This window comes from Streptomyces sp. NPDC093221 (genome assembly GCF_044753885.1).
Classification (GTDB): domain Bacteria; phylum Actinomycetota; class Actinomycetes; order Streptomycetales; family Streptomycetaceae; genus Actinacidiphila.
In genome coordinates this window covers 137171-153079 of record NZ_JBIVOA010000012.1, presented here as the reverse complement: position 1 = coordinate 153079, position 15909 = coordinate 137171, and the positions used below count along the sequence as shown (strand labels likewise).

Annotated in this window: 16 protein-coding genes; 2 read left to right on the top strand and 14 right to left on the bottom strand. The window is 73.0% G+C overall.

Annotated elements, in window-relative coordinates:
* The first annotated feature begins 241 nt into the window (after positions 1 to 241).
* On the top strand, positions 242 to 826 hold the full coding sequence (locus ACIQCJ_RS33305) for an SCO3374 family protein (RefSeq protein WP_355342264.1): 585 nt from the start codon (positions 242 to 244) through the stop codon (positions 824 to 826).
* Here the strand turns inward: ACIQCJ_RS33305 and ACIQCJ_RS33300 are convergent.
* The 10 genes from ACIQCJ_RS33300 to ACIQCJ_RS33255 all read right to left on the bottom strand — a co-directional run bounded on the left by ACIQCJ_RS33300 (position 757) and on the right by ACIQCJ_RS33255 (position 8913).
* Positions 757 to 1095 (bottom strand): Lsr2 family protein, encoded by a 339-nt coding sequence (locus ACIQCJ_RS33300; protein WP_355342261.1) that lies wholly within the window; start codon positions 1093 to 1095, stop codon positions 757 to 759. The two genes, ACIQCJ_RS33305 and ACIQCJ_RS33300, sit on opposite strands and share 70 nt — an antisense overlap.
* Positions 1096 to 1216: 121 nt before the next feature.
* Positions 1217 to 1735, bottom strand: a complete 519-nt coding sequence (locus ACIQCJ_RS33295) for an amino-acid N-acetyltransferase (RefSeq protein WP_355342258.1) — start codon at positions 1733 to 1735, stop codon at positions 1217 to 1219.
* Positions 1736 to 1744: 9 nt separating this feature from the next.
* Positions 1745 to 2140, bottom strand: a complete 396-nt coding sequence (locus ACIQCJ_RS33290) for a BlaI/MecI/CopY family transcriptional regulator (protein WP_355342255.1) — start codon at positions 2138 to 2140, stop codon at positions 1745 to 1747.
* A 166-nt stretch (positions 2141 to 2306) separates the two neighbouring features.
* The gene (locus ACIQCJ_RS33285) at positions 2307 to 2483 is read right to left on the bottom strand and encodes a hypothetical protein (RefSeq protein WP_355342252.1); all 177 of its coding nucleotides are present in this window, start codon (positions 2481 to 2483) and stop codon (positions 2307 to 2309) included.
* Between the two features lie 59 nt (positions 2484 to 2542).
* Positions 2543 to 3322: a hypothetical protein gene (locus ACIQCJ_RS33280; protein WP_402713548.1), complete on the bottom strand. Its 780-nt coding sequence runs from the start codon at positions 3320 to 3322 to the stop codon at positions 2543 to 2545.
* A gap of 164 nt (positions 3323 to 3486) precedes the next feature.
* Positions 3487 to 4281 (bottom strand): type III pantothenate kinase, encoded by a 795-nt coding sequence (locus ACIQCJ_RS33275; protein ID WP_355342247.1) that lies wholly within the window; start codon positions 4279 to 4281, stop codon positions 3487 to 3489.
* 6 nt (positions 4282 to 4287) lie between these two features.
* Positions 4288 to 5346, bottom strand: coding sequence for a carboxylating nicotinate-nucleotide diphosphorylase (gene nadC / locus ACIQCJ_RS33270; protein ID WP_402713546.1), 1059 nt, complete (start codon positions 5344 to 5346; stop codon positions 4288 to 4290).
* On the bottom strand, positions 5343 to 7190 hold the full coding sequence (locus ACIQCJ_RS33265) for an L-aspartate oxidase (protein WP_401724368.1): 1848 nt from the start codon (positions 7188 to 7190) through the stop codon (positions 5343 to 5345). The genes nadC and ACIQCJ_RS33265 overlap by 4 nt, the downstream gene beginning before the upstream one ends.
* Positions 7187 to 7966 (bottom strand): pantoate--beta-alanine ligase, encoded by a 780-nt coding sequence (gene panC, locus ACIQCJ_RS33260; protein ID WP_402713599.1) that lies wholly within the window; start codon positions 7964 to 7966, stop codon positions 7187 to 7189. Before panC ends, ACIQCJ_RS33265 begins: the two co-directional genes overlap by 4 nt.
* 50 nt (positions 7967 to 8016) lie before the next feature.
* Entirely contained in the window at positions 8017 to 8913 is an 897-nt protein-coding gene (locus ACIQCJ_RS33255; RefSeq protein ID WP_355342364.1) for a DUF2520 domain-containing protein, read from the bottom strand.
* Between the two features lie 767 nt (positions 8914 to 9680).
* Between ACIQCJ_RS33255 and ACIQCJ_RS33250 the strand changes: the two genes are divergently transcribed.
* The gene (locus ACIQCJ_RS33250) at positions 9681 to 10826 is read left to right on the top strand and encodes a beta-eliminating lyase-related protein (RefSeq protein ID WP_391049644.1); all 1146 of its coding nucleotides are present in this window, start codon (positions 9681 to 9683) and stop codon (positions 10824 to 10826) included.
* A gap of 16 nt (positions 10827 to 10842) precedes the next feature.
* On the opposite strand, the gene ACIQCJ_RS33245 is transcribed toward ACIQCJ_RS33250, so the two are convergent.
* The 4 genes from ACIQCJ_RS33245 to cdgB all read right to left on the bottom strand — a co-directional run bounded on the left by ACIQCJ_RS33245 (position 10843) and on the right by cdgB (position 15901).
* The gene (locus ACIQCJ_RS33245) at positions 10843 to 11820 is read right to left on the bottom strand and encodes a zinc-binding dehydrogenase (protein WP_355342235.1); all 978 of its coding nucleotides are present in this window, start codon (positions 11818 to 11820) and stop codon (positions 10843 to 10845) included.
* Between the two features lie 113 nt (positions 11821 to 11933).
* Positions 11934 to 12623: a response regulator transcription factor gene (locus ACIQCJ_RS33240; protein ID WP_355342358.1), complete on the bottom strand. Its 690-nt coding sequence runs from the start codon at positions 12621 to 12623 to the stop codon at positions 11934 to 11936.
* A 75-nt stretch (positions 12624 to 12698) separates the two neighbouring features.
* Positions 12699 to 13898 carry a histidine kinase gene (locus ACIQCJ_RS33235; protein ID WP_391049646.1) on the bottom strand — a complete coding sequence of 400 codons (1200 nt, stop codon included), beginning with the start codon at positions 13896 to 13898 and terminating at the stop codon, positions 12699 to 12701.
* Between the two features lie 338 nt (positions 13899 to 14236).
* Positions 14237 to 15901, bottom strand: coding sequence for a diguanylate cyclase CdgB (gene cdgB, locus ACIQCJ_RS33230; RefSeq protein WP_355342229.1), 1665 nt, complete (start codon positions 15899 to 15901; stop codon positions 14237 to 14239).
* Positions 15902 to 15909: the final 8 nt, after the last annotated feature.

Sequence of the window (15909 nt, the reverse complement as noted above, 5' to 3'; positions counted from 1 at the left end):
CCTTTATCAAGTACGCCCGTGGCGAACGCACGCCCTCGCCTGCTCGAACACCAGCCCTTCCCACTAGGTACTTCTTACCCTCTGCCCAGGACACTCCATGCCGAAAGCGGCTGGGGAGTGCGCTAAGGGCGAACAACCTTGCGCCGTTACGGACACTTCCGGCCGACACCGAACGTGTTCACCCATCGACGGTACGTGGTCACCGCCGTAACCCCTGCCCCGGCGGGCAGTTGCACACGGCATGGGCTGGTACGAGCACGAACTGGGGTGGCCGACCACCGGGGCGCTGCCGCCGGGTCTGGTCACCGGGGTGCGGTTCGACGCGGTGGACGTGCCCGCGGAGGCGGGTCTGGCGATGCTGAACCGTTTCCCGCGGCCGGGCCAGCTCGGCCCGGTGGCGCTGGACGGCCACCGGATCCGGCTGCTGGTGGCCGCCGGATCCGCCGAGGAGCTGCCGGGGCTGCTGGAGTGGCTGGAGTGGGGCGGTATCCGGCTGGATCTGACGGCGCTGGGGTCCGGCGCTCCGATGCGAGCGCCCGCGCACCCCGAGTGGGGCCGCCGGGAGGCCGCGTACGACCGGTCCGCGCCGGTGTGGCTGCGGCCTCCCCGACCGGGGTGCGAAGTCGAGTCCACGGTGCCCGCGCTGCGTGTCACGGATGGAGCCGATGGAACGGGGGTACCCATCGGGCTCACGGCACTGGTGGCCGCCCTTGCGACGGCCTGCCACCGGATCACGCTGCGGACGCGTAGCCAGGATCAGCCGTGGGCCTTCTCGTACGCCTCACGAATGGTGGCCGGAACACGACCGCGGTCGTTGACCTCGTAACCCTTCTCCTTGGCCCACGCACGGATCTTCGCGGTGTCGGGACCGGAAGCGCCGCCTCCGCGGACCGCCTTGGTACGGCCACGACCGGCCCGTCCGCCGGTACGACGGCCACTGTCCGTGTACGGGTTGAGCAGCCCGCGGAGCTTGTCAGCATTCGCGGTGGTGAGGTCGATCTCGTAGGTCACACCGTCGAGAGCGAACGTGACGGTCTCGTCCGCCTCGCCGCCGTCGAGGTCGTCAACAAGAAGAACCTGGACCTTCTGAGCCACCGGCTTCCCTTTCATCGAAAACGGATTAACGGTAAAAGCAAAGCGCCTTTGCGGGAAAAACACAAACCCCTTGCACGAACGGGCGCCCGCGAGGTAGCGCGATCCGGACAAACCGGAACGGTCAGAGTTGCAGCAGCATGCGGCTGTTGCCCAAGGTGTTCGGTTTCACTCGCTCCAGGTCCAGGAACTCCGCGACACCCTCGTCATTGGAACGGAGGAGCTCGCCGAAGACATCGCCGTCGACCGGCGTCTCCCCGATCTCCACGAAGCCGTGCTTCGCGAAGAAGTCCACTTCGAAGGTGAGGCAGAAAATTCGGCGGACTCCCAGCCAGCGTGCGGTGTGCAGCAACTTTGCCAGCAACTGGTGGCCGACACCCTTGCCGCGCTGCGTCGGGTCCACCGCCAGCGTCCTGACCTCGGCCAGGTCCTCCCACATCACGTGCAGGGCGCCGCACGCGACCACGTTCGCGTCCTCGTCCCGTTCCGCGACCCAGAACTCCTGGATGTCCTCATAAAGGGTCACTGTCGGCTTGTCGAGCAGGATGCCGTCACGCACATAGGAGTCGAGCAGCGTCCGTACCGCGGCGACATCGCCGGTGCGCGCCCGGCGGATGGTGACGTCATTCGACATGAGGGGCATGTGCGGACGCTATCGCCCTTCGGGATCCGCAGGACCGGAGGGGTCGACGGACTGGATGATGCGCAATGCGTCACGGACCGCTTCACGCTGTTCCGGAGACATCATGCCGAAGAAGTGGACGAGCGCGGCGGCCGGGTTGTCGCTCGCGGACCACGCTTCGTTCATCAGTGCGGCAGAGTATGCGGCACGCGTCGAAACGGCCTCATAACGATAAGCGCGGCCTTCCTCCTCGCGGCGGAGCCAGCCCTTCTGGCGCAGGTTGTCCATTACGGTCATGACAGTTGTGTACGCGATGGATCGATCCCGTGAGAGATCCTCCAGGACCTCACGAACCGTGACCGGTCGGTTCCACTCCCACACTCGCGTCATGACGGCGTCTTCGAGGTCTCCCAATGGCCGGGGCACATTCCGGATACTAGCCGCAGACGTTCCGCTTATCGGGACCAAACGGGTCGGACCGGCGCACGGCGCCTTGTCGGGCGCCGCGCACCGGTCCGTGGATCGGGCATGGATCTTCGGCCAAGTATCAGATGATATTGATTTCCTTGGCCGTCAAATGCCGCGGCGGGCGTCAGCGGTCCTCGGCGGAGGGCTGGCGCGCGGCCTCGGCGCGGGCGAAGGCGGCGTCCACCGCCGCGTCCTCCTTGGCCTTGTTGGCCCCGCCCTGATTCTTGATGATCGTCACGATGACGGCGATGAAGAGGATCGCCATCACCAGCGGCGGCACGATCGCGGATACGTAGTCCATACCGACCAGCGTAGCCACGCCTCCCGCGCCGCCGACGGCGGGTGGGTGCGGCGGGCCCGTCAGGCCGAGCGGGCCTCGTCGTCCCGCTTGGGCGCGGCGGGCTTGCGGCCGGGCGGCCAGATCTCGGCGGGCGTCGGCGGGCGCTTGGGCGCGCCCTCGCCGGGCCCCGGCGAGGGGGACGGCGCCGGGGACTTCGGGCGGGGCGAAGGAGCCGGGGACGGCTTCTTCTCCGCCGGGTCCGCGGCGGTGGCGGAACGGGCGCCCGGAAGGGCGAGCAGGCGGCGCGACGTGGTCATATGGGCCTCCAGACGGAGTCGTACGTCGTTCTCTGCGAGGGTTTCGCAGCGGCGCAGCAGTGCGGTGCGCCGCCGGTACTCCAGGGTTCCGCTCGGTGCGGCCCGCAGGCGGCGCAGTGCGGCGAGGTCGTCCGCGCCGGGTACGTAGCCGCCGGCGAGCGCGGCGGTGAGCCGTTCCAGATACCCGCCCGCGCTTCCGGGCAGCGCCTGCCGGTACCGGCTCAGCTCGTCCAGCAGGAACGACCGCAGCCGTCCCGCCTCGGCCACCGCGTCGTCCACGGCGTGCACGAGCCGGAGGTATTCCTGTACGTGCTCGGCGGGCCGCGCCGGTACGCGCGCCTGTGCGGCGGGGCGTACGGGTCCGCGGAGCTGTTCCGCCGGGCGTACGTGCTCGGCCGGGCGCGGCGCGAGCACGGCGTCGGCGGCGGCGGTGTCGGTCCGGCCCGCGTAAGGGGACAGGACTTCCGCCAGGGCTCGGCGCAGCACGCGCAGTTCGTCCGCGCTGAACGCCATCCCGCCTCGGTTTCCGTGTGGCGTGGGCATAGCGAAAGATTAGTCTTTAACCGGACAAATCACACGCATCCTCGCGCACTCGGGTGCGTCGCCCGCCCCGTACCGCCGCAAGCCCCCCGTACGGCCCGGAGCCGCCCCGTACCGCCGGGCGACACGGCGAGACACGCCGGGCGACACGGCGTACACCCCGGGCGCTACGACGTCTGGACGTTCCGCTCGTACACCAGCCGCAGTCCGATCAGCGTCAGCCAGGGCTCGTGCTCGTCGATGATCGACGCCTCGCCCAGGACCAGCGGCGCCAAGCCGCCCGTCGCGATCACGGTCACGTCGTCCGGGTCGTCGGCCAGCTCGCGCGCCATCCGCTCGGCGATGCCGTCGGCCTGCCCGGCGAAACCGTAGAGGATGCCGGACTGCATGGCCTCGATCGTGTTCTTGCCGATGACGCTGCGCGGCCTGGCCAGCTCGATCTTGCGCAGCTGCGCGCCGCGCATGCCGAGCGCGTCCACCGAGATCTCGATGCCGGGCGCGATGGCGCCGCCCACGTACTCCCCGCGCGCCGACACCGCGTCGAAGGTGGTCGCCGTGCCGAAGTCCACGACGATGCACGGGCCGCCGTAGAGGTGCACGGCGGCCAGCGAGTTGATGATCCGGTCGGAGCCGACCTCCTTGGGGTGGTCGACCAGGATCGGCACACCGGTCTTGACGCCCGGCTCGACCAGGATCGACGGGACGTCGCCGTAGTAGCGGCGGGTCACCTCGCGCAGCTCGTGCAGCACCGACGGCACCGTCGAGCAGATCGCGATGCCGTCGATGCCGTCGCCGAGGTCGCCGAGCAGCGGGTGCATCCCCATCAGGCCCTGGAGCAGTACGGCCAGTTCGTCGGCGGTACGGCGCGGGTCGGTGGAGATCCGCCAGTGCTCGACGATCTCCTCCCCGTCGAACAGCCCGAGGACGGTGTGGGTGTTGCCGACGTCGATGGTGAGCAGCATGCGCCCCTACGCTTCCGCTCGCCGGCCCGCGGCGTCCGCGCGCAGGTCGAGGCCGATGTCCAGGATCGGGGAGGAGTGGGTGAGGGCGCCGACCGCCAGGTAGTCCACGCCGGTCTCGGCGTAGGCGCGGGCGGTGTCCAGGGTGAGGCGGCCCGAGGACTCCAGCACCGCGCGGCCCGCGACCAGCGCGACGGCCTCCGCGGTCTCGGCCGGGGTGAAGTTGTCCAGCAGGATCAGGTCGGCGCCCGCGTCCAGCACCTCGCGCACCTGGTGCATCGTGTCGACCTCGACCTCGACCGCCAGATCGGGGAACTCCTCGCGGACCAGCTTGAACGCCTGCGCCACGCCGCCCGCCGCGACCACGTGGTTGTCCTTGACCAGCGCCGCGTCCGACAGCGACATCCGGTGGTTGACGCCGCCGCCGCAGCGGACCGCGTACTTCTCCAGCGCCCGCAGGCCCGGTGTCGTCTTGCGGGTGTCGCGGACCTTCGCGGAGGTGCCCTCCAGCACGTCGGCCCACTCGCGGGTGGCGGTGGCGATACCGGAGAGCCTGCACAGCAGATTGAGCGCGCTGCGCTCGGCGGTCAGCAGGTCGCGGGTGCGGGTGCGCACGGTGAGCAGCTTCTGCCCGGCCGCGACCCGGTCGCCGTCCTCCACGTGCCGCTCGACCTCGAACTCGTCGGTGCACACCACCGACAGCACCGCCTCGGTGACCCGCAGGCCCGCCACGGTGCCCGCCTCGCGGGCGGTGAAGTCGCCGGTGGAGAAGGCGTCCTCGGGGACGGTCGCCACGGTCGTGACGTCCACGCCCTGGTCCAGGTCCTCCTCGATCGCCATGTGCGCGATGTCCTCGACCTGCACCGGGTCAAGGCCCGCGTCCATCAGGAGCTGCGCCAGGTCGGGGTCGAGGCCGCACTCCAGCGGGTCGAGGCCGTACGCGTCGTCGTACGCCTCGCCCGCGCCGCAGCCGCAGCCGTCACCGCAGCCGCCGCCGGTCACCTCGCTCGGCGGGCCGATCTGCGGCAGCGGGAGGGCGACGGGCCGGGGACGGTCGGGGGTGGTCACGAGGGCTCCTTCGGATTCCGAGCGGCGTGCGGCGGACGGTTCGCGGTACTGGGCGCGGCGTCCGGCGCGGTGCCGTTGGGGGCGGCCCCATCATCCACGATCGGAGCGGTCCCGGGGGCGCCGCCCCGGGTGTCCCCCGTGCCGCCGCCGGTCGGCGGGAAGTCCGTGCCTTCGGTGGTGTGCACCGCGAGCGTGCGGTGCGGGGTGAGGCGTACGACGAGATGCCGGCGCCACGCCCGGTCGTCGCGGTCGGGGCGGTCCTCGCGCCAGTGGCAGCCGCGGGTCTCCTCGCGGCGGCGGGCGGCGGCGACCAGCACCCGGGCGACCAGGCCCAGATTGGTCGCCTCCCAGGTCTCGACGCACGGCTCGGCGGTCTTGCCGTCCCTGTCGTACTCCTCGACGGCCGCGGTGTGCAGCCGTTCCAGCGCGCCCGCCGCGGTGGCCAGGCTGTCGGCGCTGCGCAGGACGCCCGCGCCCGCCGACATGATCCGCTGCACCTCGTAGCGCGCCTCGGAGGCCAGCAGCGGGGTGTGCGCGGGCTCCGGGATGACGGGCTCGCCCGGCACCGTCGGGTCGGCGACGATGTCGGCGGCGATCCGCTCGGCGAAGACCAGCCCTTCGAGGAGCGAGTTCGACGCGAGCCGGTTCGCGCCGTGCACGCCCGTACAGGCGACCTCGCCGCACGCGTACAGGCCGGGGACGGTCGTACGGCCGAGGAGGTCGGTACGGACGCCGCCGGACGCGTGGTGCGCGGCGGGCGCGACCGGGATCGGCTCGGTGACGGGGTCGATGCCGTGGGCGCGGCAGGCGGCCAGGATGGTGGGGAAACGCTCCTCCCACATGGTGGCGCCGAAGTGCCGGGCGTCGAGGTACATGTGCTCGGCGCCGGTCTCCTGCATCCGCCGCGTGATGCCCTTGGCGACGATGTCGCGCGGGGCCAGTTCGGCCAGTTCGTGCTGGCCGACCATGAAGCGGACCCCGTCGGCGTCCACCAGGTGCGCGCCCTCGCCGCGTACCGCCTCCGAGACCAGCGGCTGCTGGCCCTCGGCGTCCGGGCCCAGCCACAGCACGGTCGGGTGGAACTGGACGAATTCCAGGTCGCTGACCTCGGCCCCCGCGCGCAGCGCCAGCGCCACGCCGTCGCCCGTCGACACCGCCGGGTTGGTGGTCGCCGAGAACACCTGGCCCATGCCGCCGGTGGCCAGGACGACGGCACGGGCGCGTACGGCTCCGACGCCGTCGCGCTGCCCGGCGCCCATCACGTGCAGGGTGACGCCCGCGGTGCGGCCCTCGGCGTCGGTGAGCAGGTCGAGGACCAGCGCGTTCTCGACGAAGTCGATATTGGCTTCGCGGACCGCCTCGATCAGCGCGCGGGAGACCTCGGCCCCGGTCGCGTCGCCGCCCGCGTGGACGATCCGGCGGCGGTGGTGGCCGCCCTCGCGGGTCAGCAGGATCTCGCCGCTGGTCTTGTCGGTGTCGAAGTGCGCGCCGGTCGCGATGAGGCGGCGCACCGCGGCGGGGCCCTCGGTGACCAGGGTGGCGACGGCCGTCTCGTCGCAGACACCCGCGCCCGCGACGAGGGTGTCGGCCAGGTGCTGCTCGGGGGTGTCGCCCTCGCCGAGGGCCGCGGCTATGCCGCCCTGCGCCCAGCGGGTCGAGCCGTCGTCCAGGTGCGCCTTGGTCACGACGGTGACCTTCGCTCCCGCGGCGGCGCAGCGCAGGGCGACGGTGAGGCCCGCGACGCCCGAGCCGACCACGACCACGTCGGAGGTCAGCGTCCAGCCGGGCTCGGCGGCGTACAGGCGGATGCCGGTACTCGCGCTTGTGGCTCTGGTTCCGTTCATTCGGCGGCTCCGAACTCCAGCGGGAGGTTGTCGATCAGGCGGGTGGTGCCGGCCTTGGCGGCGACGGCGAGGACGGCGGGGCCCGCGTGGTCCGGCGCGGCTTCGGTGAAGTCGGCGGGGTCGATGAGGGCCAGGTAGTCGACGGCGAGGCCGTCGGCCGTGGCCAGGACGTGTCCTGCCGCCCGTCGTACGGCGTCCGGGCCGCCCCCGGCCGCGTCCCGGCCCGCGAACAGGGCGCGGGACAGGGCCAGGGCGTGCTCGCGGTCCCACTCCGACAGGTAGCGGTTGCGGCTGGACAGCGCCAGGCCGTCCGGCTCGCGCACGGTCGGTACGGCGACGATCTCGACGGGGAAGTTCAGGTCGGTGACCATGCGGCGGATCAGGGCGAGCTGCTGGGCGTCCTTCTGCCCGAAGAAGGCCGCGGCGGGCCGCGTGAGGTGCAGCAGCTTGGCGACGACGGTCAGCATGCCGTCGAAGTGGCCGGGCCGGGACGCGCCCTCGTACCGCTCGCCCATGGGTCCCGCGGTGATACGGACCTGCGGTCGGCCGCCGGGGTAGACCTCGTCGGTGGCGGGCGCGAAGACGTGGTCGGCGCCGGCCTTCTGCGCCAGCACGACGTCGGCTTCGAGGGTGCGGGGGTAGCGGTCGAGGTCCTCGTTCGGCCCGAACTGGAGGGGGTTGACGAAGACGGTGACGGTGACGAGGCCGTCGCCCGCGTAGGCGCGGGCCGCGCGGATCAGGGCGGCGTGGCCCTCGTGCAGCGCGCCCATCGTCATGACGACGGCGGCGGCCGGGGGCAGTTCCGCCGCGGTGTGCACCAGCTCGGTCACGGGGTCCCTCCATTGGCGAGGGCGCCGAGCAGCGCCTCCGCGAACTCCGGTTTCAGCATTCCGTTGGCCAGAGCGCGGTCCGCGGTGGCGCGGGCCATTCCCACGTACGAGGCCACCGTCTCGGGGGCGTGCGCGCGCAGTTCGTCCAGGTGCGCGGTGACGGTGCCGGCGTCGCCGCGGGCGACCGGCCCGGTCAGGGCGGCGTCACCGGAGCGCAGGGCGTTGTCGAGCGCGGCGCCCAGCAGCGGGCCGAGCATGCGGCCGGGTTCGGCGACGCCCGACGCCTTGAGCAGGTCCATCGACTGGGCCACGAGGGTGACGAGGTGGTTCGCGCCGATGGCCAGTGCCGCGTGGTAGAGCGGGCGGGCGGCCTCCTCGATCCACTCGGGCTCGCCGCCCATCTCGATGACGAGCGCCTCGGCGGCCAGCCGCAGCTCGCCGGGGGCGGTCACGCCGAAGGAGCAGCCCGCCAAGCGCTGCACGTCCACCGGGGTGCCGGAGAAGGTCATCACCGGGTGCAGCGCGAGCGGCAGCGCGCCCGCGCGCAGCGCCGGGTCGAGCACGGACGTGCCGTACCGGCCCGAGGTGTGCACCAGCAGTTGGCCGGGCCGCACCGCGCCGGTCTCCGCGAGGCCCTTGACCAGGTCGGGCAGGGCGTCGTCGGGGACGGTCAGCAGTACGAGGTCGGCGCGTTCGAACACCGCGGCCGGTTCCACCAGGGGGACGCCGGGGAGCAGCGCCGCGGCGCGGCGCTTGGACGCCTCGGACACGCCGGACGCCGCCACGGGGCGGTGCCCCGCCATGCGCAGCGCCGCCGCCAGTGCGGGGCCCACTCGGCCTGCTCCCACGACCCCGACGGCCAGTCGCGCCGGCCGCCCCTCCGCCTTGCCCATCTCGTCCACGCGCGCTCCGAGCCTTCCGTTCCAGTCCTCACCGGGGTACCGGACGCCTTCTCGTCAATCCTACGCGAATCCCCTCCGGGGCGGTCAGCCCGTGCGGGGTGCCCCCTGCGAGAGCTTCAGCACACCGCTGCGTCTCTTTGTCTTGTTTCTTTCCCGCCCGCCCACCCGTGCGGGTGCTTTGTCGTCTGCGGGTGCCGCCTGTGCCTGGTCGGTGCCGGTCCGGGGCACCTCCTCGAAATCCGTATCACCTGGCCTTTGCGAATCCGGTACCCGGCCGTCAACGTATTTCTGCGGGGGCACCCCGGCCCGTCCCCTCCTCGCTCGTCGGCGTCCGACGGTCCGCTGTGGTGGCGGAGGGAGGGGGGTTCTTTTCGGCGAGCCGCCCCGCGTCACCCGACGTCCAGCCGGGGGGCGAAAGGTCTGTCGGAAGGGCGCACCGGCGCAGGGCGGTTCGCCGGGAGGACCCCCCTCCGCCACCCCCACCGGACAGGCGGACGCCGACGTACCGGGAGGGGACGGGCCGGGGTGCCCCCGCAGGGGGACGAACGGAAAGGGGCTGGACGTCTTCGAAGTGGGTGCACGTTCGTCGCCCGAGGAGGTGCCCCGGACCGGCACCGACCCAGGCACAGGCGGCACCCGCAGACGAAGAAAGCACCCGCACGGGTGGGCGGGCGGGCGGGGAAAGGAGGGAGGGCAGGCACCCGCACGGGGGGCGATAAGGCGTGGCGGGGGACCGCCCTGGAAGGGAGTATCGGGGGATGGGCGATGACGGCGAGATGCGGGAGAAGGTCGCGGCGGCAGTCGCGAAGTGCGACGGAAGGGTCCTGATGTCCGGCCCCAAGGCGACCCTTGGGGAACGGCTGGCGCGGCTCGCCGAAGAGGCGGCGACGGCGTACGACGTGACGGAACCGGTGGACATCTACGGCGACGGCGTCGTGGCCGCCCTGGAGCGCCGCGTGGCGGAAATCCTCGGCACGCAGGACGCGGCCTTCTTCCCGACGGGCACGATGGCCCAGCAAGTGGCCCTGCGGGCATGGGCGGGCCGCACGGGCAACGCGACGGTGGCGCTGCACCCGATGGCGCACCCGGAGGTGCACGAACGCGGCGCGCTGCACGCGGTGAGCGGCCTGCGCACCGTCCACCCGACGACGGAACCCCGCCTGCCGACCGCGGAAGAGATCCGCGACTTCGAGGAGCCGTTCGGCACCCTGATGCTCGAACTGCCGCTGCGGGACGCCGGTTTCGTGCTGCCGTCGTGGGACGAGCTGACGGCGACGGTGGCCGCCGCCCGCGACCGGGACGCGGTCGTGCACTTCGACGGCGCCCGCCTGTGGGAGTGCACACCCCACTTCGGCCGCCCGCTGCCGGAGATCGCGGCCCTCGCGGACAGCGTGTACGTGAGCTTCTACAAGTCGCTGGACGGCATCTCGGGCGCGGCCCTGGCCGCCTCCGCGGACGTCGTCGCGGAGGCGAAGGCGTGGCGGCACCGGTACGGCGGCATGCTGTTCCAGCAGTTCCCCGCCGCGCTGGCGGCGCTGGCCGGTCTCGACACCGTACTGCCGCGGCTCCCGTCGTTCGTGGCGCACGCCAAGCCGGTCGCGCGGGCCCTGCGCGAGGGCCTGACGGAGGGCGGCGTGCCGTGGCTGCGGGTGCACCCGGAAGAGCCGCAGACCCACCAGTTCCAGCTCTGGCTGCCGTATCCGGCCGACGTCCTGGGTGAGGCGTCACTGCGTCAGGCGGAGGAGACCAGGATCTCCCTCTTCGGCCGCGCCGTCTTCGCGGAGCCGGGCGTGCCGGGCCTGTCCATGACGGAGGTGACGGTCGCGGCCCCGGCGCTCGAATGGACCGAGCAGGACGTCAGGGAGGCGGCGGCGGCCTTCGCGCGCCGCCTCCCCCGGCCGTAGGACCGAGGCCGCCCGCTCAGCCGCCCACCCGCAGGAGCAGCTTCCCCGTGCTCCTGCGCGACTCCAGCAGCCGGTGCGCCTCCGCCGCCCGCTCCAGCGGGAATTCGGCGCTCACCGGCAGCTCCACATCGCCGTCGGTGACGGTACGGAAGGCGGCGTCGGCGATCCGCCGCAGCCGCTGCGGCTCCTGCGCGGCCATGCCGAGGACGGAGAAGCCCGAGACGGACAGCCCCAGCGGATACGTGTCGGCGGGCCCGATCCGCCAGGGCTCCTCCGAACCGGCGTTGCCGAAGGAGACGAGGCGGCCGAAGCGGCCGAGCGTGCCGAGGGTGCGGCGGAAGGTCTCGCCGCCGACCGGGTCGAGGGCGATGTCGACGCCCCGCCCGCCGGTCGCCGCCCGGACGTCGGTGTCGAAGGTCGCGGCCGTGAAGACCTCGTCGTAACCGGACTTGAGCGCGTGGTCGGCCTTGTCGAGGCTGGAGACGACGCCGTAGACGGCCGCCGCGCCGCCCAGCCGGGCGAGCTGTCCCGCGACCGTGCCGACGCCGCCCGCCGCGCCCTGGACGAGCACGGTGTCGCCCTCGCGCAGCCGCCCGACCTCGTGCAGCAGCGCGTACGCGGTGGGCAGCACGCTGGGGAGGGTGGCGCCGGTGCGCAGGTCGAGTCCCGCGGGCAGGGCGAAGACGGTGGCGGCGGGCGCGAGCGCGGTCTCGGCGTAGCCGCCGCCGTCGAGGAAGGCGGCGACCTCCTGGCCGGGCGTGAAGTCGGTGACGTCCGGGCCGACCTCGCGGATCAGCCCCGAGACCTCGAGGCCCGGCCGGAAGGGCAGCGCCTCCACCCGGTAGCCCTCGGCCCTGGCCTTGACGTCGGCGAAGTTGACGCCCGCCCAGGCGACGTCGACGGTGACCTCGCCGGGGCCCGGCGAGGGCCGCGGCACGTCCGCGAGGCGCAGGACCTCGGGACCTCCGTACTGCTCGAAAACGATGGCGCGCATGTCGTACTCCCCCGTGCTGTGATCCCTACCGGTCGGTACGGACCTTCCCTGATCGGCCCGGCGTGAACCCGTATCCGCGAACCGCCGGTAACCGCTTCAGGGGTCCGGCCGCCTCAGCCGCCGGCCCGCACCAGGCCCGTCTCGTAGGCCAGGACGACGGCCTGGACGCGGTCGCGCAGGCCCAGTTTGGTGAGGATGCGGCCGACGTGCGTCTTGACCGTGGCCTCCGACAGGACCAGCTTGCGGGCGATCTCGCCGTTGGACAGGCCCTGGGCGACCAGCAGCAGCACCTCGCGCTCGCGCTCGGTCAGCTTGTCGACCTCCTTGTGCTCCTCGGCCGCCGCGGACGGCAGCATCGGGGTGAAGCGGTCGAGCAGCCGCCGGGTGGTGCTGGGCGCCACCACGGCGTCGCCGCTGTGCACGGCCCGGATCGCGCCGAGCAGTTCGTCCGGCGGCACGTCCTTGAGCATGAAGCCGCTGGCGCCCGCCTTGAGCGCGGCGAAGGCGTACTCGTCCAGGTCGAAGGTGGTCAGGATGAGGACCCGCGGGCCCTCGCCCTCCCGGCGGACCGCCTCGCCGCGGTCGCCCCCGCAGATGTGCCGGGTCGCCTCGACCCCGTCCATCCGCGGCATGCGGACGTCCATCAGCACGACGTCGACCCGCGTGTGCCGCAGCACCTCCAGCGCTTCGGCGCCGTCGCCCGCCTCGGCCACGACCTCCATGTCCGGCTGGGCGGCGAGCACCATCCGGAACCCGGTGCGCAGCAGCACCTGGTCGTCGACGAGCATGACGCGGATCGCCATGTGTCCTGCCTCTCGGTTGTTCTCCGTGGTCACGGCCGCCGGTCCTCGCCGGTCCCGGCCGTGGTGGTCGTCCGGCTAACCGGTTCTCAGCGGCAGCACCGCGCTGATCCGGAAGCCCCCGCCGGGGCGCGGACCCGCGTCCAGCGTGCCGCCGACCATGCCTATCCGCTCCCGCATGCCGATCAGGCCCTGGCCCAGGCCGTCCCGGCCGCCCTGCTGGTACAGCTCGTGCCGGGCGCCGCGCCCGTCGTCCTCGATCAGCAGGTCGAGCGCCGCGTCGCCGAAGCCCAGCATGACGCTGGCGCTGGCGCCGTCCCCGCCGTGCTTGCGGACGTTCGTCAGCGCCTCCTGCACGATGCGGTACGCGGTCAGCTCGACGCCGCTGGACAGCGGTCTGGCGTCGCCCGCGACCTCGAATCTGACCGGCAGGCCCGCGCCGCGCACCTGGTCGATCAGATCGGCGAGCTGGTCGACGCCGGGCTGCGGCACGTACTCGCCGCCCGCGTCGTCGCCCGCGCGCAGCAGCCCGAGCAGCCGCCGCATCTCGGCGAGGGCCTGTCTGCCGGTGGTGGAGATGGTCGACAGCGCCTGCTTGGCCTGGTCGGGCGCGGCGTCCAGCACATACGCGGCGCCGTCCGCCTGGACGACCATCACCGAGACGTTGTGCGCCACGACGTCGTGCAGCTCGCGGGCGATACGGGCCCGCTCGGCCGCCACCGCCGCCTTGGACTGCGCCTCGCGCTCCCGGTGCAGCCGGGCCGCCCGCTCCTCCAGCTCCGCGTAGTACGCGCGGCGGGTACGGAGGCGGTCGCCGACCACCCACGACAGGGCGAAGATCACCGTCAGGAAGAAGGTCTGGAGCAGCGTCGTCCAGACCGTCGAGTACTCGTCGTGCGGCGGCCAGCGCAGCATCGACAGCGGCGCCGCCGCGAGGCCCGCCAGCAGGGCCAGCCGGGACGACCAGCGCTCGCCGTTGGACGCGCACGTGTAGATGATCGCCAGCATCGCCGCGTCGCCGGGATTGGTCTGCACGCCCAGCGCCAACTGGGTCAGGCCGACCCCGATGGCCAGCAGCAGCATCTTCTCCGGCGCACGGCGGCGCAGCGCCACCACGACCGCCAGCGCGCCGGACAGCGGCACCGCCAGCAGCCGCTCGGGGAACCTCAGGTCGGGGACTTCCAGCACCCACACAGCGCAGACCACGAGCAGGACGAGGGCCCAGAAGCCGTCGACCCACGTCGGGTGTCTGCGGAGAAAGTCGTAGATGCGCTGCACATAACCCAGCGTAGGCAACGGAACCCGTGCCGGGGTCAGCCGCTGGAGCGATCTCCCCTACTCCCCAAGGTGGACCCTCCGGGCCGGGTTCCCCCGCTCACCTCTACGTCCCGCCGCCCCGCACCCCGCCTCTCCGCGGGAGGGCCCGCCCCGTCCGGGGCGCGGGGAGAGCGCGCCGCCGGCCCCCGCCGGCCGGTGGTCCGCAGACCACCGGACTGCCCCGCCGGGGCCGGTGGTGACCTGCGGGAGCACCGTGGCTGAGCGCGCGGTTCCTCCCCCGGCGCAACGGAACCGCCCGGGGCCGGGCCGCGAAGAGCCACGACCCGCGCGGGGAGGGGTCAGCCGGCGCGGCGGTGGCCCGTGCGGGAGCGCGAGCGTTTCTCGACGTACATGCGCTGGTCGGCCGAGTGGAGGACTTCCTCGGCGGTCATCCCGCACCCGGCCCAGCCGATGCCGAAGCTGGCGCCGACGCGGACGGCGCGCCCGTCGACGCGGATGGGCGGGATGATGGCGTTGCGGAGGCGGACGGAGAGGTCGGCGGCGTCGGCGGGCGCCAGCCCGTCGGCGAGGACGACGAACTCGTCGCCGCCGAGGCGGGCGACGGTGTCGCCGTCGCGGACGGCGCCGGTGAGGCGGCGGGCGACCTCGATGAGGACGGCGTCACCGGTGTGGTGCCCGAAGCGGTCGTTGATGGACTTGAAGCCGTCGAGGTCGCAGAAGAGGACGGCGAGGCCCTTGCCCGCGTTCTCGGGGTCGCTCTCGTCGGGCGCGGTGACGTGGGTGTGCGAGTCGTAGCCGAGGGCGCCGAGGGGCGCGGCGAGCTCCTCGGGCCCGTAGCCGTAGCTGAAGGCGAACTCGTCGGGCCCCTCGCCGGGGACGCCGAGGGCGTCGGAGAGGTCGTGGGCGTCGCGGTCCTGGGGCCGCGAACAGAGCCGGGCGGAGAGCCGGGCGCGCAGTTCGGCGCTGTTGGGCAGGCCGGTGAGCGAGTCGTGGCTGGCGCGGTGGGCGAGTTGCAGCTCGCGGCCCTTGCGCTCCTCGATGTCCTCGACGTGGGTGAGCAGGAAGCGCGGCCCGTCGGCGGTGTCGGCGACGACCGAATTGCGCAGCGAGGCCCAGACGTAGCTGCCGTCGCGCCGCGCGAGCCGCAGTTCGGCCCGGCCGCCCTCGGCGGAGGTGCGCAGCAGCAGGCCGACGTCCTCGGGGTGGACGAGGTCGGAGAAGGAGTAGCGGCGCATGGTGGAGGCGGAGCGGCCCAGCAGGCGGCACAGGGCGTCGTTGGCGCGCAGCAGCTTGCCGTGCTGGTCGCCGCCCATCTCGGCGATGGCCATGCCGCTGGGGGCGTACTCGAAGGCCTGCCGGAAGCTCTCCTCGCTGGCGCGCAGTGCCTGCTGGTCGCGTTCGAGCCGGACGAGGGCGCGCTGCATGTTGGCGCGCAGCCGGGCGTTGCTGATGGCTATGCCGGCCTGGAACGCGTACATCTGGAGGGCTTCGCAGCCCCAGGGGCCGGGGTGCCTGCCGCTGGTGGGCTTGTCGACGGATATGACGCCGATCAGCTCGCTGCCGACGGTCTGCGAGGAGTACATGGGGGCGTAGAGGCGGTCGCCGGGGTGCCATTCGTCGGCGAAGCGGGGCAGCGGGCCCTCGGTGTGCCACTGGGGCACGTCGTCGTCGATGAGGACCCAGCCCTCGGTGTGCGGGATGAAGCGCAGGGTGCCCCAGCGCTCGCCCATGGTGAGGCGGCGCTCCCAGGAGGTGCGCGAGCCGATGCGTCCGGCCATGAGGGCCTCGGCCGCGGCGCTGCCCGCGAAGGCGGCCACGATGAGATCGCCGTCGGGGCGTACCAGATTGACGGCGGCCAGCTCGTAGTTCAACCCTTTGACCACGCCTTCCGCGACGGCCTGAAGGGTGTCCGCGAGACTCCGCGCCGTGTTGAGGTCCGCGACGACCTGGTGCAGCTGACGCAGGGTCGCGAGACGGACATACGGCTCCGACTCGGTGTCCATGCCTCTCT

Bases quoted from the DNA above. Each gene is read 5' to 3' on its own strand.
- ACIQCJ_RS33305 (WP_355342264.1), top strand. From the start codon at position 242: ATGGGCTGGTACGAGCACGAACTGGGGTGGCCGACCACCGGGGCGCTG.
- ACIQCJ_RS33240 (WP_355342358.1), bottom strand. From the start codon at position 12,623: ATGGCGATCCGCGTCATGCTCGTCGACGACCAGGTGCTGCTGCGCACC.
- ACIQCJ_RS33275 (WP_355342247.1), bottom strand. From the start codon at position 4,281: ATGCTGCTCACCATCGACGTCGGCAACACCCACACCGTCCTCGGGCTG.
- ACIQCJ_RS33285 (WP_355342252.1), bottom strand. From the start codon at position 2,483: ATGGACTACGTATCCGCGATCGTGCCGCCGCTGGTGATGGCGATCCTC.
- ACIQCJ_RS33295 (WP_355342258.1), bottom strand. From the start codon at position 1,735: ATGCCCCTCATGTCGAATGACGTCACCATCCGCCGGGCGCGCACCGGC.
- panC (WP_402713599.1), bottom strand. From the start codon at position 7,966: ATGACGATGGGCGCGCTGCACGAGGGCCACGCCGCCCTGATCCGCGCG.
- ACIQCJ_RS33280 (WP_402713548.1), bottom strand. From the start codon at position 3,322: ATGCCCACGCCACACGGAAACCGAGGCGGGATGGCGTTCAGCGCGGAC.
- ACIQCJ_RS33245 (WP_355342235.1), bottom strand. From the start codon at position 11,820: ATGCGCGCCATCGTTTTCGAGCAGTACGGAGGTCCCGAGGTCCTGCGC.
- ACIQCJ_RS33265 (WP_401724368.1), bottom strand. From the start codon at position 7,190: ATGAACGGAACCAGAGCCACAAGCGCGAGTACCGGCATCCGCCTGTAC.
- cdgB (WP_355342229.1), bottom strand. From the start codon at position 15,901: ATGGACACCGAGTCGGAGCCGTATGTCCGTCTCGCGACCCTGCGTCAG.
- ACIQCJ_RS33250 (WP_391049644.1), top strand. From the start codon at position 9,681: ATGGGCGATGACGGCGAGATGCGGGAGAAGGTCGCGGCGGCAGTCGCG.
- ACIQCJ_RS33255 (WP_355342364.1), bottom strand. From the start codon at position 8,913: ATGGGCAAGGCGGAGGGGCGGCCGGCGCGACTGGCCGTCGGGGTCGTG.